This is a genomic window from Photobacterium obscurum (assembly GCF_026191635.1).
GTDB classification, from domain to species: domain Bacteria; phylum Pseudomonadota; class Gammaproteobacteria; order Enterobacterales; family Vibrionaceae; genus Photobacterium; species Photobacterium obscurum.
Window position 1 is genome coordinate 97733 of record NZ_JAKRRW010000011.1, and the last position, 17325, is coordinate 115057.

Below are 17325 nucleotides of genomic sequence, written 5' to 3' on the forward strand. Positions count from 1 at the left end.
TCAGCCAGCGATTAAGCCGTCTGGGCTTCCTGCGGTTGCGCCTGGCCACCCACAAAGCGAGTGATCACCAAGGCAACAAATGTCGGCATCAGCCATGCCATACCGTAGTCAAACAATGGAATGATTTGGAACGCGGTTACGTCAAAGCCAGATACTTTTGCCGCATCAATCATACTGAACGACAAGGCCACCAGCATAACCACACGGTAAGACAGTGCCGGGTTTGGCAACCAGCGGCGGATAAAGGTCAGGATAACTAGAGCCATTGCAATCGGATATAGTGCAAACAATGCTGGTAGCGAAATCTTGATAAGCTGGTTCAGGCCAACATTCGCCACAACACAGCAAATAACCGCCAGTACCGTCACCCACTTCTCGTATGACCAGCTGGTCAGGGTAGAGAAATACTCAGAACACGCACTCAGCAGGCCAACAACCGTCGTCAGACAAGCCAACAATACAATCAGTGACAGAATCACCTGGCCAGCAGGACCAAACAGAGCAGCAACATAGATAGCCAGGATATCACCACCATTACTTGCATTCGCAGCAATCTCAACGCTGGTCGCACCTAGGTAGAATAGCGATACATAGACAAAAGCCAGTCCAGCTGCGGCAATAAGGCCAGCGCTAACCAGATACTTGCGTGTTGCCTTTTCATCGGTCACGCCCTTGCTGCGTACCGCATCAACAATCACCATACCAAACAGCAGTGCCGCGACGGCATCTAGGGTGTTATAGCCTTCAACAAAGCCTTTGATAAACGGCATCTCAACGTAGTCGCCTTTTGCCGCTTCAATGGCATCTTGCGGGTTAACCACAACCGCCACAGCCAAAGCCACAAGCGCAATGAACAGAATTGGCGTCAGGAACTTACCAACCATGTCGACAAGGTTGCCGCGCGAGCGAGAAAGGAACAGAGCGATAGCAAAAAAGACAATAGAAAAAATAGTTAGGCTAAGCTGACCGGCATCTGCAATAAATGGTTTCACACCCATCTCGTATGCAACAAGACCGGCACGCGGTGCTGCAAACGCAGGACCAATAACGATAAAGATCAATACTGCCAGCAGGGTTGCTGCTTTAGATGGCAAGTCACGGGTCAATCCTTTCCAACCACCCGCAACCGCAACCGCGATAATGGCAATCAGAGGCAGGCTAACGCCGGTAGATAGGAAACCAAGCATCGCAGGAACCAAATGCTCCCCGGCCTGCTGACCTGCTTGCGGTGGGAAAATGATATTTCCGGCACCTAGAAAGAACGCAAAGGTCATAAAACCTAGCGCCAATATATCTGTTGTCTTGAGTGTTTTCTTCAAACTGCACCTTCCACTCTGTCTGTCTATGTTATGTCTGCGTATTTGTAATTATTTGTCACAAATTACTTATTGCTAAATGTGACACTTATCGCAGCATAATGAAGAAAAAGAGAACAATAAGCAACCACCCAGTGAAAAACACCACAATCTTTGGGTTGCGACCTCAAAAACTAGCACAAACCACCAATTTCACCTCCCAGATTGAAACATAAAGCCAATAAAATACACTTATCAAAAAGATCAAAAAAGCATTAATATCCAAACAACAATAAGCTAACAAAATTAAAATATTCTTAAGTTAGTGATGAAGTCGCTATAATGCCGCACTTATTTTGTGACGCTCGACCTGCACAACGGTATAGCTTGGTTCTTGAAACTGACGGAGAAATGATGGCAAAAGGTTTTACTTTCAAACAGTTCCACGTTGATGACTATGGCTGCGGGATGCCAGTCAGTACCGACGGGGTATTACTGGGAACCTGGGCTGATTTACCCGCACCGGGCAAAATTCTGGATATTGGTACTGGCAGCGGGCTACTGGCGTTGATAGCCGCTCAACGAACCAGCACCTCTGAGAACCCGGTAGTTGCAATCGAAATCGATCATCGTGCAGCCAAGGCTGCCCAGCAAAACTTCATCCTGTCTCCCTGGAACGAGCGCCTTATTTGTATCGAACAAAACGTTGAAAGCTGGTCAGCCCAACAGCAAGAAGGTTGCTTTGAGGCTATCGTCTGTAATCCACCTTACTTCAATACAGGGCAACAGGCTGACTGTCAGGCAAGAGCCACCGCTCGCCACACCGACAGCCTTACCCACCCAAAGCTGCTGGCGGTGATCCGCCACTTACTGAGTCGCACCGGTACCGCCAGCCTGATCCTGCCTGAATACGAAGGACAGCAACTGGTCAAACTCGCTGAAGAGAACCAACTGTTCTGCCGAAGATTATGCGAAGTAAGAAGCACAGAGAAAAAGCCGGTCAGCCGCCTGCTGATCGCACTTTCGCGTCAGCAAGGAGAGAGGCGCACCGAGCAGCTATCAATCCACTCACAAGGTGAATATTCGACGTTATTTACCGCTTTAACCCGTGATTTTTATCTTAAGCTTTGAGCTACCAGAAGGGGCAGAACAACAGCAGATAATTTTATCTCGAAGTTTTTGTGCTTTAATCGGTGATACTTGCGACAATTATCTCTATAATGCCGCCCCTTATATCAATGCCTCAGGTCGTTATCTCATACCAAGATGAGAACAATGACAGGCGTTAGTCTTATTCCCGAGGAGAGATGACTGGTGAGAGACTTTTCCGAATTAGAGTTAGATAGCGAGCTATTACAAGCGATTGAAGAGATCGGCTATGACCGTCCGACCGTTGTTCAGGCCCAGGCTATCCCTCATGCCCTGGACGGTAGAGATGTTCTGGCTTCCGCTCCGACCGGTACCGGAAAAACTGCCGCATTTCTTCTGCCAATGCTTCAGCACCTGCAGGACTTTCCGCGTAAGAAGCCGGGGCCTGCCCGCGTGCTGGTACTAACACCGACCCGTGAACTCGCCATCCAGGTTGCAGATCAGGCTCGTGCACTGGCAAAGCATACTAACCAGAAAATCTTCACCATTACCGGTGGTATTTCCTACGACGAGCATGCCGAGCTGCTGGGTAAAACTCAGGATATCGTGGTCGCTACGCCAGGGCGTTTGATGGAATACATCGAAGCAGAGCGCTTTGACTGTCGCGCCATTGAATGCCTGATCCTCGATGAAGCCGACCGTATGCTGGATATGGGCTTTGCCAAGGTCGTTGAGCGTATTAACAAAGAGTGCCGCTGGCGCCGCCAGAGCCTTTTGTTCTCGGCAACCCTAGAAGGAAAAGGTGTACGTGAGTTCTCGGAAACTATCCTGACAGAACCTGTCGAGGTCAATTCAGAGCCTTCACGCCGCGAGCGCAAGAAGATCCATCAGCTATACCTGCGTTGTGATGACATGAATCACAAGCTGGCACTGCTTGAAAACGTTCTGAATCATCAGGCCGAGCGCAGTATTGTGTTTGTTAAAACCCGCGAGCGTCTGGGCATCCTACGTGATCAACTAGCGGCAATGAACATCAAATGCAGCTGGATTCAGGGAGAAATGGCACAGGTATCGCGTAACAACGCGATTGCTCGTTTCCGTGATGGCGAAGTAAACGTCCTGCTAGCGACCGATGTTGCCGCACGTGGTATCGATCTACCGGATGTCAGCCACGTTATTAACTTCGATATGCCGCGTACCTCTGATGTGTACTTGCACCGTATCGGCCGCACTGCCCGTGCCGGTAAGAAAGGAACCGCAATCTCACTTATCGAGGCACACGATCAGCCGATGATCGAACGTGTCGGCCGTTATATGAAAGAGGAAGTGCCTGAGCGCTTCATCAGCGGGCTGCGACCTGTGAGCAAGAAGTCGAAAACGGTTAAGAAGAAAAAAGTTAAAGTCGACAAGAAGCTAAAAGCGGCCAAGCAGAAGAAAACCGCGAAGAAGAAAAAGAAAGCGGCCCAGCAAAAGCCAAGCGGCAAGAAAGAAGCTTAAGGCGCGTAACACGCCTCGTCACAACGGTTTATGACGAACTAGCTAACCAATCACAAAGGCAGGGTATGAACCCTGCCTTTATTATTTGCGCTAATCGCGCTTGCCCTTACTGACAATCTTGCAAATAGCCCTGCTTGCAATTCACTTCACACCAATAAATTAATTTTGCTCTTCGCGCTTGAACACCAACTCTTTGTCAGTCGACTCTGCAGGAACGAAGTAGTAGCCGGCCACATCAAATTGTTTCAGCGCTTCAACTGACTCAATTTTATTTTCAATAATATAGCGAGCCATCATGCCACGGGCTTTCTTGGCATAGAAGCTGATCACCTTATAGTTGCCATTCTTGCAGTCTTTAAAGACCGGAGTAATAAGCTGGGCATCCAACTGCTTCGGCTTCACCGATTTGAAGTACTCGTTCGATGCCAGGTTCACCAGTACCTTATCACCTTGCTCTTCCAGGGCCGAATTCAGTTTATCCGTGATAATATCGCCCCAGAACTGGTACAGGTTGGTACCACGCGGGTTGGCAAGCTTGGTGCCCATCTCTAAACGGTAGGGTTGCATCAGGTCCAGCGGACGCAGTAAGCCATAAAGGCCAGACAGCATACGCAGGTGCTTCTGGGCATAAGCAAAATCATCTTCACTCATGGTCTCGGCAGCCAGGCCGGTGTATACATCCCCCTTGAACGCCAAGACAGCCTGACGCGCATTGTCAGGGGTAAATTCTGGTTGCCACTCAGCAAAACGTGCCGCATTTAAGCCGGCAATTTTATCGCTAACCTTCATCAGGCTGGCAATGTCCATTGGCGTCAATTGGCGGCACACTTCAATTAGTTCGGCAGAGTGCTCGGCCAATTCCGGCAGGGTATAGGTTTGCGTTACCAGAAGTGATTCATAATCTAGTGTTTTTGCTGGTGAAACCACGATTAACATAGGGCTTTTTCTCTTTTAGGCTGATGCCAAAAGAGTAACATTGATGCAAAAAAAAACCACGCGATAGTCGCGTGGCTTCGGTTATTTTTCTGATAGGAAAAATCAATTATTTGTTATTTGACTGATCCCAGATCCCTTCTTCCAGCTGAGCATGCAGCTCCGGATAATCGTTGCTGTCGAAGGTCGGTACCTTACCCAGTGCCAACTGCTTATTGTAGTCCTGGGCCAGCTTCACCACCGTGCCGGAGAGCAACACAATCGCAATCAGGTTAATGATAGCCATCATTCCCATCGACACATCAGCCATCGCCCATACCGTCGGTAAATCGGCAACCGCACCAAACATGACCATTCCCAGTACAATCACCCTAAAGATATTCAGGCCCGCTTTATGGTTATGCTCAAGGAAGATCAAATTGGTTTCGGCATACGAATAATTGGCCACCAGCGACGTAAAGGCAAAGAAGAAAATAGCTACCGCAATAAAGATCGAACCCCAGCCCCCGACCTGCGAACTGAGCGCTCGCTGGGTCAGCTCGATACCGGTGATCTCGCCATGTGGTACGTACTCACCTGACATAAGGATAATCGCAACGGTCGCCGAGCAAATCACGATGGTATCCATGAACACCCCGAGCATCTGCACATAGCCCTGAGAAGCCGGGTGCGGCGGATAAGGCGTTGCCGATGCTGCCGCATTAGGCGCGGAACCCATGCCGGCTTCATTGGAGAACAAGCCACGTTTGAGGCCATTGATCATCCCCTGGGCGATGGTGTAACCCAAGGCCCCCGAAGCCGCTTCTTCCAGGCCAAAGGCACTGCGGAAGATAAGCATCAGTACATCCGGCAGTTTGCCGATATTGGAGAACATGATAAACAGGGCCAGCACCAGGTAACACAGCGCCATTGCCGGTACCAAGATCTCAGCGGTACGGGCAATCGTCCGCAACCCTCCAAAGATAATGACCCCTGCCATCAACACCAGTGCCACACCGACATACGTCGGATTCCAGCCAAAGGCCACATTCATCGCCTGAGTGATGGAGTTAGCCTGTACCGAGTTAAATACCAAGCCGAAGGCAATAATCAGGAAGACAGAGAACACGATCCCCATCCAGCGCATGCCCAGCCCTTTTTCCATATAGTATGCCGGCCCACCGCGGTAGTTACCGTCATCATCTCGCGTCTTGTAGAGCTGCGCCAACGCACTTTCAGCAAACGCCGTAGCCATCCCCAGCATAGCAATCAGCCACATCCAGAAAATCGCTCCCGGGCCACCCAGCGTCAATGCAACCGCGACGCCAGCCATGTTACCGGTCCCCACTCGGGCAGCCAGACTGGTACACAGAGCCTGAAAAGAAGAAATACCGGCCTTGTCGGACTTTCGACTGTTCTTCATCACACTGAACATATGACCAAAATGCCGGAACTGAATAAATCCCAGACGATACGTGAAGAAAATACCGACCCCGATAAGAAGGTAAATGAGTACTGAGCCCCACAACAGATCGTTCAAAAAATTAATCTGACTTGTCACGTCCACCCCTCTAAAAATCATCAAAACATGACCGTACCCAGCACCAAATTAAGTAATGCTGAATAATAGTCAAAATAATAGGGTTGCTTACCAACAACCATAGTCGTTCTTTATTATGCGGTAAATGACAGGCACGAAAATCACCCAACCAGGCGATGATACTGTACCCGAATGCAGTTTGTGTGTGTTTTGTCACTGCAGATGGCACATGATCATGCAAATATATGCGCCAAAAATCAATATGCACAATCGGAATATCTACGAGGGACATGCATTCTTTCTGGGCTATAAATAGCCTTCCCCTACCAACGGCAAATGAATTCCATTAACAATTCTATTCAATACAAACAACACGTCGTGTTCACCATTGCCACGCTACCTCATTGAATTATCAATAACATTTCTCGCCGATGACTCCCCCGCCCCCCCCCAAACGAAAGCCTGTTTCTCGGCACCCCGTTCCATTTCCACCGCTCCACAGAAAACAATTTTATCCCTGCTATTCAAGCTGGTAGTTTCACACTGTCGAGCTAAATTATGGTTATTTTTCGAACAACTACGAACAAGTTGCGAATTCCATCACATGAAAACTTCATAAATAAGTAACAAATGCGAAACACATCAATTTTATTTTAATTCCCAATATGATATTTAACTAAGACCAATCTGTAAGAAAGAGGTGCTCTATGGACAGCTATGCATTCGATGACATTCTTGCAACAGATACGCCACGCCGCGCGCCGCGCGGTAAATCAGTAAAACGTAAATGGCGTGAAATTGAAGCGCTAAAGGATAGGCAAAGACTTCGTAAAGAATTGGAAGATATTGATATGTTCCGGGACTATCCTGATGAGATTGACTTCTGATCACCCGCTATACCAATAATTAAATAGCCGGCTACTGCCGGCTATATTTTATTTTAATCACGTATGATGGGTGCCATCAATATTATCATTCAAGCTAAGCACTCAAGCGTTCGGACAAATTACGATAACGCTCAGCCACCTTGTCACCAAATAAAGGATCGTACTCACACTTATCATACTTTTCGTACTCAGCAGAGACTGCAATCCAGTCTTCCGCGGTAAAGGTACGCCGGATCAAGGGGATTATGTGCTTTTCCTCAAACTCCAGATGGGCCTTTTGCCTCATCACGAAGGTATTGAGCTTTTCGGCAAATACATCAAGCGGGATCACCGCATCCATCAGGATCATATCCACTGCATCAGCAAACTCATGGGTTAACTTGGCCAACTCAACATGCTCAGCTTCCAGGTTTTGCATTTCGCCACTCTTTCCATAATGCGACTGATAATAGCGATACAAGAGGTCTTCTTTCGGGTGGTGACAGCACTCAGCATGCTTTTGCAAATACTCGACAATATCTTTGATCAAACTGTAATTCACTGGCTGGCCATTCTGGATCGCATCCAACTTTTGCCGCAAAATCTTTAGCAGCCGATTAATATAGCCATGCTCGGTGTGAATACTTTCCAACATCATAGCTCCCTCCCAGATAATTCTTCCTTAAACCTTATTTTGAGTTTAAGACGAACTTGGAAAAGTCGCTTTGATCCTGATTACTTTATATGCAAATTAGGCACAAAAAGATCACTTTGGCATCAATCAGACACATTCTTCTAACTTCCAGTCAATTACTGGTTTATTCATCCGTTCAAGTAACATATTTGTTTGCGAAAAATGCTTACAACCAAAGAAGCCACGATAAGCAGATAGTGGCGAAGGGTGTGCTGACTTCAGGACATGGTGTTTATCACCATCGATCTTCTTACCTTTTTTCTGGGCATGTGCCCCCCACAGCAAGAAAACCACCCCTTCAAGATGCCGATCCAATGCCTCAATCATTCGATCGGTGAATGTTTCCCAGCCAATCTTGGCATGCGAGTGCGCCTTTCCCTGCTCAACCGTCAGCACAGTGTTCAGTAGCAGCACTCCCTGCTTGGCCCAATTTTGTAGGTAGCCATGTTGAGGAATAGCAAAACTTGGTATATTTGTCGCTAACTCTTTGTACATATTCGCCAATGAAGGCGGCGGCTTGATACCAGGGCGAACGGAGAAGCTCAGGCCGTGGGCCTGGTCCGGGCCATGGTAGGGATCCTGTCCCAAAATGACGACTTTTACATTATGGAACGGGGTGGACTCAAAAGCGCTAAACACATCTTGCTCCGGCGGATAGATATTCTTACCCGCAGCCCGCTCGGCTGCAACAAAGTGTTCTATATGCTGGAAATAGGCTTGCTCTCGCTCCTGGCGAATAAGCGCCTGCCAGGTAATTGCCTCGCTCATGGCTTGCTCCCGATACTAAAATGACCGTCTATTTTAATACCGTTTCCCATAGATAGGAAACGCGACCAGCCTCTTAGGAACAAGCCACACCGATTGTAACTACTTTTGCTCTGGGTGACGATACCGATTCACCGGGTGGCGCCAATGTCCCCGCCCCTGAATGGGGCGATTGGCTTGAGGAAAGCGAATGGCTAGGCCATAGCAAAAAATCATCATATCCGTGTTCATAGCAATCTCCTTCAGATCTGCCAAATGGCAGCATATTCATCCCACTGTAGACATGAATAAACCATGCCAGAACAGTTAAAATATCGCCTAGCATTTAAAATCAATACGTTAGATCATCGGTGGTTGGATAATGAATATCAAAAAAGCACTCTTTTCAGGCCATTGCCCTAAAAGAGTGCTTGGTGTGAGGTAGGCACTTGCTGTGACGAATGGTTTAGTCAGGAATAAATGAGCGAAGCGTATTTATCTCCTGTTGCCAGATGTCGGGATTAATGGTTTCCAACACCAATGGAATACCATCAAAACGCTTATCTTGCATGATGTAGCGGAAACAGTCCCAACCAATCTCCCCCTCACCCAGGCTGTGATGACGGTCAAGTCGACTGCCGAGTGTTCCCTTGGAGTCATTCAAGTGCATCCCGCGCAGGTACGACATACCGACAACCTGATCAAACTCAGCAAAAGTTGCCTCTGTCGCAGCCTCGGTCCGCAGATCGTAACCCGCTGCAAACGTATGGCAGGTGTCGATACAGACACCGACCCGCTTTTTATCTTCGACCTGATCAATAATTTCCGCCAGATGTTCAAACCGCCAGCCCAAGTTGCTGCCTTGGCCTGCTGTATTTTCAATCACCGCAACGACCTCGGGCACCTGCTGATGAGCCAAGTTGATGGACTCGGCAATCAACGCCAGGCATTCCCGTTCTGAGATTTTTTTCAGGTGACTACCTGGGTGAAAGTTGAGCAAAGTCAGCCCCAGTTGCTGGCAGCGCTGCATTTCGTCGATAAACGCATTACGCGATTTTTCAAGCTTTTCGGCTTCTGGCGCCCCAAGGTTAATCAGGTATGAGTCATGCGGCAAAATAGCTTCAGGAAGAAAACCATATTGCCGGCAACGGGCCTTAAAGGCTGCAATGACATCCTGCTCAAGCGGCTTGGCGACCCACTGACGCTGGTTTTTGGTAAACAGGGCAAACGCATTCGCCCCTATCTTGGCGGCATTTTCCGGCGCATTAAAAACGCCACCAGCTGCCGATACATGCGCTCCAATTAACTTCATTCTTTCTACCTGTAGCCCTTATACCCAATCCACTAATTATCAGCTCTATGTTTAGATAATTAATGGAATGAGTGTTAATACTTGGGCGTTATTTTTAAACGTTTTCCACTACAAAATGATCCGACACAGGCCACAGTATCACGGCAAATCTCGGAATTACACTCAATGAAATGTTGTAATTTTACTACATTTGATCGACTCAACTATTTTTTAAAGAATAAAATATAAATGAGATAGCAGTAAATGTAAGGGTTAATTGACCTAGCTCAAAAAAACAGCCCTATCCAATTTAAGGTTTTTTGTTGTTATTTGATCTAAATCAATACCAATTTTACATCGAGCAGGTATATAATACAGCCAGCTCAATACAAAAATTGAAAAAATTAACTACATCCTTCGGAGGAGTAAGTCATGATCACAGGTATTCAAATCACTAAAGCAGCAAACGACGATCTACTGAATTCTATCTGGCTGCTAGATAACGAAAAAAATGAAGCACGTTGCGTAAGTGCAAAAGCAGGTTTCGAAGCTGATCAAGTTGTCGCTACTTCTGATCTGGGCGAGATCGAGTACCGCGAACTGCCAATCGAAGCACCAGCTAAAATCGAAGGTGGTCAGCACCTGAACGTTAACGTTCTTAAGCGTGAAACGCTGGAAGACGCAGCTAAGCACCCAGAAAAATACCCACAGCTAACAATCCGTGTTTCTGGTTATGCTGTACGTTTCAACTCTCTGACTGTAGAGCAGCAGCGCGACGTTATCGCACGTACCTTTACCAACAGCCTATAATCACACGCTGTAAAGTAACTGGACTCTAAAACGGCATCCCCGATGCCGTTTTTTTTATTTCTACCAATCCCCTCAGCTCGCAGCTAGAGCACAATTTCCCTTCTTTTGTTTAGCTCATATTCAAACAGCATATGAACCATCCCTGATAGATACCTCTCAATTTTGATTAATATTTAGACATTAATGTCATAAAGAGCGTACATTAACAGCATTGACTGCCACTCACGCTCAAAAATACGGCAGACAATTTCAACTTACGGAGTCATTCAAAACACATATCTCAGGAGCCAGCTTAATGAAGTTAATACTAAAACTAATTGCAGGTATTTTGGTCGGTATCCTACTCGGATTTTTTGCCCCCGATGCAATCATTCGAGTTCTACTCACAGTGAAACTCCTTGGTGGCCAGCTCATCGGGTTCACCATCCCTTTAATCATCCTTTTCTACATCACCAGCGGTATTGCCAGCCTACCGAAAAACTCCGGTTCGCTACTGGGTAAAACCGTCGCACTATCCTATGGTTCAACGATTATTGCCGGTAGCCTCGCCTTTATCGTCGCCAGCGTCGTCATTGCTGGCCTACCAGAGCCTACTGCCGCCAGTGCCGATGCTGCCGACAAGCTAACAAGTTATATCTCTCTGGAAATTCCTCCCCTCTTTGGCGTTATGACAGCCTTGGCAACTGCCTTTTTATTTGGTCTTGGGATCAGCATCACCAATAGCTCGCTACTGAAAAATGTGGCCGAAGAAGGCCGCAGCGTTATCGACCTGTTGCTGGCTAAAGTCATCATCCCATTGCTTCCGTTCTACATTGCCGGCGTATTCGCAGAGATGTCCGCGGAAGGCACCGTCTTTACAACGCTAAAAACATTCGGCGTGGTACTGGCACTGGCCATTTTCATGCACTGGGTATGGATCATGATCCAGTACACCATCACCGGTTTAGCCGTTGGCCAGTCTCCGGTCAAACTGATTAAGAACATGCTACCGGCCTACTTCACTGCGGTTGGAACCATGTCCTCTGCCGCAACCATTCCTGTTACCCTTCGCCAGACTAAAGAGAACGGTGTCGATGAGTCGATTGCCAACTTCACCATTCCGTTATGTGCCACCATCCACCTATCTGGCTCAACCATTACCCTGGTCACCTGTTCTACGGCCGTCATGGCGCTGAGTCAGCATATCGCTATCCCATCGCTATTGGATATGCTGCCATTCATCATGATGCTGGGAATAACAATGATTGCAGCGCCTGGCGCACCGGGTGGTGCGGTTATGGCGGCACTGGGGCTAATGGCGTCGATGCTGGGATTTGGCGAGGCCGAGCTAGCACTAATGATTGCCCTATATATGGCACAGGACAGCTTCGGAACGGCATGTAATATTACCGGGGACGGAGCAATTTCACTGTGGGTAAATAAATTTGCCAGACACACTCCTGAACCGGCCCCCCAAGCGCAACAAGAAGGCTAATAGTAACGAGTTATATAGCAGCAATAAAAAAGGTAGCCGGAAAGCAATGACTTCCCCCTGGCTACCTTTTTCTCATCTAGGTCCCTTATCTTATTTAATGACCTAGCTTCTGATGGCGATTAATCCTGAACGCTACGCAGCACAGCCTTTAGCTGTTCAAAATCATTGTCGCGCTCAAGAGACAACAGCTCCATCGCATTGTGCTTGGCAAGCGGCGCCGGCAGATCAATGTCCTTGTCCAAGATCTCGTCAACAACCTCTTTGAACTTCGCTGGATGGGCGGTACACAGGAACATCCCCGTCTCACCGTCTTCAAGCTGCTCAGTCAAGATACGGTAGGCAATCGCACCATGCGGCTCGCACAAATACCCTTCAGCATCCATCTGACGCAACGTTTCTGCCGTTTGCTCATCGGTCACCGCCCCATAACCAAGCTGATCCAAGCCCCAGCCTTTTAGCTTGCAGAGCTCTTCGATACGCGGCCAGTTATTGGGCTGGCTGACATCCATGGCATTGGAAATTGTCGGGACGGTCGGCTCCGGCGCCCATTCACCGTTTTTCAGGTAGCGAGGCACAGTATCGTTGACATTGGTTGCCGCGATAAAGCGCTTCACCGGCAGACCCAAAGATTTTGCCAGCAAGCCTGCCGTCAGGTTACCGAAGTTGCCACTCGGAACAGCAATCACCAGCTGCTCGCGCTCAGCCTTTGGCAGCTGGGCAACAGCTTCAAAGTAGTAGCAGATTTGCGCCATCAGGCGACTGATGTTTATTGAGTTTGCCGAGTTCAGCCCAACCTCCTGACGGAGTGCCTCATCGTCAAATGCCTGCTTCACCAGTGCCTGACAGTCGTCAAACGTACCATCTACCGCAACTGTGCTGATATTACCGCCAAGGGTACAGAATAGTTTTTCCTGCAGCGGGCTGATCTTGCCTTTCGGATACAAGATCACCACCTTGATGTTATCCATACCATAGAAGGCGTGGGCTACAGCAGCACCGGTATCACCCGATGTCGCAGTCAGAATTGTAATCTTGCCGTCGCTGTCGGTTACCGCAGCCAGTGACTGCGCCATAAAACGGCCACCAAAATCTTTAAATGCCAGTGTTGGACCGTGGAAAAGCTCCAGTGCATATACACCGTCCTTCACCTTCGCAACAGGAGCCGGGAACTTAAACGCGTTGTCCACCATTTGGTTAACGGTTTCAGCGGCAAGCTCTTCACCAATAAATGCCGAGAGAATCTTGGTGCTGCGACCGACAAAGTCCATCTCTAGCAGGGCATCAACATCCCCCAGCTCAGGTAACTCCGATGGGAAAAATAACCCCTGGTTGCGACCTAAGCCCTGACGAACGGCCTGACCAAACGAAACCTGCTCTTGATGTTCTTTTAAGTTATACAACTTCATAGTTTATAGCTCACTTCCTGTTACTTTTGATCCCTGCTCGTCAAGACGACAAACGTGGACGAATCCTTCATCATTCTGAACATAATGCTCTTCAAGCCAACGTGCAATACGTTTGGCCACTTCAATATCATTACAGACACTGAACATGGTCGGCCCCGAACCAGATATGCCGCTAGCCAGCGCCCCAGCTTCCAGTGCATATTGCCGCGCTTCGGCAAAACCGGGGAGTAACCTTTCACGGTACGGCTCAGCCACCACATCTTTAATCATTTTAGCGGCCAGCTCGGATTGTTGTGAATGACAGGCATGGATGAAGCCCCCAAGATACCGACCGTGGGCAATCACATCCTGACGACGGTACTGAGAAGGTAAAATCGCACGCGCCTCGGCCGTCGGCACCTTAATCCCCGGATAGGCCATTACCCAATACCACTCATCAAAGCAAGGTACCGACTGGCTGATGATACCCAGCTCCTCCACCATAAACTGCAGCCCGCCCAAATAACACGGTGCGACATTGTCGTAATGCAGGCTGCCAGAGATCTCGGCTTCCATCTCCCCCATCAGGGACAGCAATTCAGTCTCGTCCAGCGGCATATCATGATAGCGGTTCAATGCATCCAGTGCCGCGACAATCGAGCAGGCACTCGAACCCAGTCCCGAGCCAATCGGCATATTTTTCTCTAGGGTCATCGCGACTGGCTTTAGCTCCAGCCCTTTCTTGTCCAACTCGCGGCCGAATACCTGCCAGCAGCGATAGACAATATTCTCTTCGGCCACCTGAGGTAGCTTGGCAACAAAATTGCCCACACATGCCAATGAAAATGGCTGCTTGCCCACGGCAACTTTTACCCGATCCCCCAATAGCGAACCATCAATAGGAGATACCGCGCCCCCCAGCACGTCGAACCCTACACTTACATTGCCAATCGATGCTGGCGCATAAACTACTACACTCATTTTATACTCCCAGTTTCCAACCTAATGTACGCATCAGATCAGCAAATACACCTGCTGCCGTCACTTCAGTACCGGCACCGTAGCCACGCAACACCAGAGGGATAGGTTGATAGTATCGGCTATAGAATGCCAGGGCATTTTCACCGTCTTTAATTTTGAACATCGGGTCATCGGGGTTCACGGCAGCGATCTTCACCGCGCACTTGCCATTATCGATCTCACCGACATAACGCAGCACTTTATCTTCTTTGGCGGCTTGCGCTGATAGCTGCTTGAAGTACTCATCCGCCTCAGGCAGACGCGCCATGAACTCATCCGCAGAACCATCAGCATCAAAGCCTGGCGGCAAGGCTTGTTCGACGACCACATCGTCTAACTCCAGTGCCAGACCAGCTTCACGAGCCAAGATCAATAGCTTTCGCGCCACATCCATTCCTGACAGATCATCTCGCGGATCCGGTTCAGTAAAGCCATTATTACGGGCGATGGTGGTCGCCTCGCTAAAGCTCATACCTTCATCAAGCTTACCGAAAATATACGACAGCGAGCCAGACAAGATTCCGGAGAAGCGCTCCAGCTCATCACCGGCCGCCATTAGGTTCTGCAGGTTTTCGATAACCGGCAGGCCGGCACCGACCGTGGTGTCATACATAAACTTACGACGAGTAGAGCGTGCTGCCTGTCGTAGCTGCTGGTAATACGCCATGCTCGCAGTATTGGCTTTCTTGTTCGGGGTGATCACATGGAAACCGGCAGCCAGATAATCGGCATATTGCTCGGCAATCCCCTGATCGGAGGTACAGTCAATGATCACCGGGTTGATAATATGATTCCGCCGGACCAGCTGGATCATTCTGGCCAGCGTCAGTGGCTCGCTTGCCTGCCCCATCAGATCGCGCCAGTTTTCCAGCGGCAGGCCATTGCTATCAAGCAGCAGGCCTTTACTGTTAGCCAGGCCACATACCCGGATCACGATGCCGTTCTCGGCCAATTTTTCTTGCTGGCGACGTACCTGATCAACCAGCTCGGCACCAACCCCGCCGACCCCGATCACAAACACATCCAGGAAGTGTTTACTGTTAAACAGGTTCTCGTGACAAGCTTTGACCGCTTCGGATACTTTAGCCACCGGAATAACTGCAGAAATTGCCCGCTCGGACGATCCCTGGGCAATCGCAATAACATTTACGTCAACTTCCGCCAGCGAGGTAAAGAAACGGGATGCCACTCCGCGAGAGGTACGCATACCGTCACCGACCAATGTCACAATGGCTGAGTTATCAAGGAACTCTACCGGCTCTAACAGACCTTCTTTCAGCTCTAGCTCAAAGTTGTTCTGCAACGCCTGCTGCGCTAGCTGCTTGTCTTCACTTTCAATACAGAAGCTGATGCTGTATTCCGACGAAGACTGAGTGATCAGCACAATCGATACCCCGGCAGCCGACATTGCACCAAACACTCGCGCGGCCATGCCAACCATCCCCTTCATCCCCGGGCCTGATACGTTGACCATAGTGAGCTCTTTCAGTGTGGTGATCCCTTTGATATCCAGCTTGTCCTCGCCGGTATCCAGACCGATCAGCGTACCGGCACCTTGCGGGTTAAAGCTATTTTTTATCAGGCAGGGAATATGGAACTGGGCAATCGGGGCGATGGTTTTCGGATGTAGTACCGAGGCACCAAAATACGACAGCTCCATCGCTTCCTGGTAACTAAGAGACTTCAGCAAGCGGGCATCGGGAACCAAGCGAGGATCACAGCTGTATACTCCGTCCACATCGGTCCAAATTTCACAACACTCAGCCCGCAGGCATGCTGCTAATACCGCAGCCGAATAATCGGAGCCATTACGGCCAAGGGTAACCAGCTCGCCTTTTTCGTTCCCGGCAGTAAAGCCCGGCATAATATGGACATGCCCCTCGGCAAGCGGATCCTGCTTAAAGTTCAGGGTCGAGGCTTCGATATCGACATGGGCCTCAAGAAAATCCCCATGTGCCAGCAGCCGCTCGACAGGATCAATCAAACTAGCAGGCTGGCCTTTGGCCTCCAGCATGGCTTTCATTGCCACGATGGATAGACGCTCCCCCTTGCTAATCACTTTGGCATACACATTATCAGGGCATAGGCCGAGTAGCTTCATACCATGGACATATTGTTTCAGCTGGCCTAACGAACTGGCCAACTTGGCATCTAGTAAGGCTTTATCAAACTTAGGTTCGAGCGCCTTCAGGCCTTCAAACAGCTCATTGAACACCTTTTCCAGATCTGCCAACTGTAGCTCTGATTCACCGGTCTTAACGGTGCTGTCAATCACCGAGACTAACTTATTGGTCACTTTGCCCGGTGCGGACAGCACCACGGAGACTTCGCCCTGCTGGGCGTTATTAGCAATGATATCCGCAGCCCGCGAAAAACGGTCGGCATCTGCCAATGATGAACCGCCAAACTTTAATACACGCATTCCCTACTCCCGACTTCCTTCATTCACTGACTACCGAACTGCATAAGTAGCGCTGGTGTAAGTAAACTTATTCGATAAATAAATGGTTAAAAAAAAGCCCGCACCTTTTGAGTGCGGGCTTTTTTCTCAATTCTTATGCGTATCAGCCCGCCCCAACACGCATAGTGCCGGTAATAATAATGGTGGTGGTAATGCTGATCGCTTTAAACATAACTGTCGTCTTAAACTTCGCCAATATTCTGTATTACTTAACGTTTACCTGAATACATAAGCGGAGTCAACCATG

General features: G+C 49.0%; 15 protein-coding genes and 1 other annotated feature. Of the genes, 5 read left to right on the forward strand and 10 right to left on the reverse strand.

The features are described 5' to 3' along the window. Positions 1-11 precede the first annotated feature (11 nt). Positions 12-1319 (reverse strand): branched-chain amino acid transport system II carrier protein, encoded by a 1308-nt coding sequence (gene brnQ, locus MD588_RS14895; protein WP_265698177.1) that lies wholly within the window; start codon positions 1317-1319, stop codon positions 12-14. A gap of 390 nt (positions 1320-1709) precedes the next feature. On the opposite strand from brnQ, the gene MD588_RS14900 reads away from it, so the two are divergent. Next, positions 1710-2426 (forward strand): tRNA1(Val) (adenine(37)-N6)-methyltransferase, encoded by a 717-nt coding sequence (locus tag MD588_RS14900; protein ID WP_265698178.1) that lies wholly within the window; start codon positions 1710-1712, stop codon positions 2424-2426. A gap of 183 nt (positions 2427-2609) precedes the next feature. After that, positions 2610-3881, forward strand: a complete 1272-nt coding sequence (gene srmB / locus MD588_RS14905; protein WP_265698179.1) for an ATP-dependent RNA helicase SrmB — start codon at positions 2610-2612, stop codon at positions 3879-3881. Between the two features lie 159 nt (positions 3882-4040). On the opposite strand, the gene yaaA is transcribed toward srmB, so the two are convergent. Beyond that, positions 4041-4817: a peroxide stress protein YaaA gene (gene yaaA, locus MD588_RS14910; RefSeq protein WP_265698180.1), complete on the reverse strand. Its 777-nt coding sequence runs from the start codon at positions 4815-4817 to the stop codon at positions 4041-4043. Between the two features lie 106 nt (positions 4818-4923). After that, the gene (locus MD588_RS14915) at positions 4924-6354 is read right to left on the reverse strand and encodes an alanine/glycine:cation symporter family protein (protein ID WP_265698181.1); all 1431 of its coding nucleotides are present in this window, start codon (positions 6352-6354) and stop codon (positions 4924-4926) included. Between the two features lie 686 nt (positions 6355-7040). Between MD588_RS14915 and MD588_RS14920 the strand changes: the two genes are divergently transcribed. Next, a complete protein-coding gene (locus tag MD588_RS14920) occupies positions 7041-7220 on the forward strand; it encodes a DUF3545 family protein (protein WP_265698182.1) in 180 nt (59 codons plus the stop codon). A 94-nt stretch (positions 7221-7314) separates the two neighbouring features. On the opposite strand, the gene MD588_RS14925 is transcribed toward MD588_RS14920, so the two are convergent. The 4 genes from MD588_RS14925 to nfo form a co-directional block, all read right to left on the reverse strand. Continuing rightward, entirely contained in the window at positions 7315-7857 is a 543-nt protein-coding gene (locus tag MD588_RS14925; protein ID WP_265698183.1) for a hemerythrin domain-containing protein, read from the reverse strand. Positions 7858-7980: 123 nt separating this feature from the next. Then, complete coding sequence (ung, locus tag MD588_RS14930; protein WP_265698184.1) at positions 7981-8661, reverse strand: uracil-DNA glycosylase; 681 nt, start codon at positions 8659-8661, stop codon at positions 7981-7983. A 99-nt stretch (positions 8662-8760) separates the two neighbouring features. Further along, positions 8761-8889 carry a hypothetical protein gene (locus MD588_RS14935; protein ID WP_265698185.1) on the reverse strand — a complete coding sequence of 43 codons (129 nt, stop codon included), beginning with the start codon at positions 8887-8889 and terminating at the stop codon, positions 8761-8763. A 214-nt stretch (positions 8890-9103) separates the two neighbouring features. Beyond that, positions 9104-9949: a deoxyribonuclease IV gene (gene nfo / locus MD588_RS14940; protein ID WP_265698186.1), complete on the reverse strand. Its 846-nt coding sequence runs from the start codon at positions 9947-9949 to the stop codon at positions 9104-9106. 411 nt (positions 9950-10360) lie between these two features. Between nfo and grcA the strand changes: the two genes are divergently transcribed. Further along, the gene (grcA, locus tag MD588_RS14945) at positions 10361-10738 is read left to right on the forward strand and encodes an autonomous glycyl radical cofactor GrcA (protein WP_265698187.1); all 378 of its coding nucleotides are present in this window, start codon (positions 10361-10363) and stop codon (positions 10736-10738) included. 295 nt (positions 10739-11033) lie between these two features. Further along, positions 11034-12212 (forward strand): dicarboxylate/amino acid:cation symporter, encoded by a 1179-nt coding sequence (locus tag MD588_RS14950; protein WP_265698188.1) that lies wholly within the window; start codon positions 11034-11036, stop codon positions 12210-12212. 119 nt (positions 12213-12331) lie between these two features. On the opposite strand, the gene thrC is transcribed toward MD588_RS14950, so the two are convergent. Genes thrC through thrA form a run of 3 tightly spaced genes read right to left on the reverse strand, consistent with a single transcriptional unit; the run spans position 12332 to position 17039 of the window. Further along, positions 12332-13618 (reverse strand): threonine synthase, encoded by a 1287-nt coding sequence (gene thrC / locus MD588_RS14955; RefSeq protein ID WP_265698189.1) that lies wholly within the window; start codon positions 13616-13618, stop codon positions 12332-12334. A gap of 3 nt (positions 13619-13621) precedes the next feature. Further along, on the reverse strand, positions 13622-14578 hold the full coding sequence (thrB, locus tag MD588_RS14960; RefSeq protein ID WP_265698190.1) for a homoserine kinase: 957 nt from the start codon (positions 14576-14578) through the stop codon (positions 13622-13624). Position 14579: 1 nt separating this feature from the next. Then, positions 14580-17039, reverse strand: coding sequence for a bifunctional aspartate kinase/homoserine dehydrogenase I (gene thrA / locus MD588_RS14965; RefSeq protein ID WP_265698191.1), 2460 nt, complete (start codon positions 17037-17039; stop codon positions 14580-14582). An 87-nt stretch (positions 17040-17126) separates the two neighbouring features. After that, positions 17127-17240, reverse strand: a sequence feature (Thr leader region). Between the last annotated feature and the right edge of the window lie 85 nt (positions 17241-17325).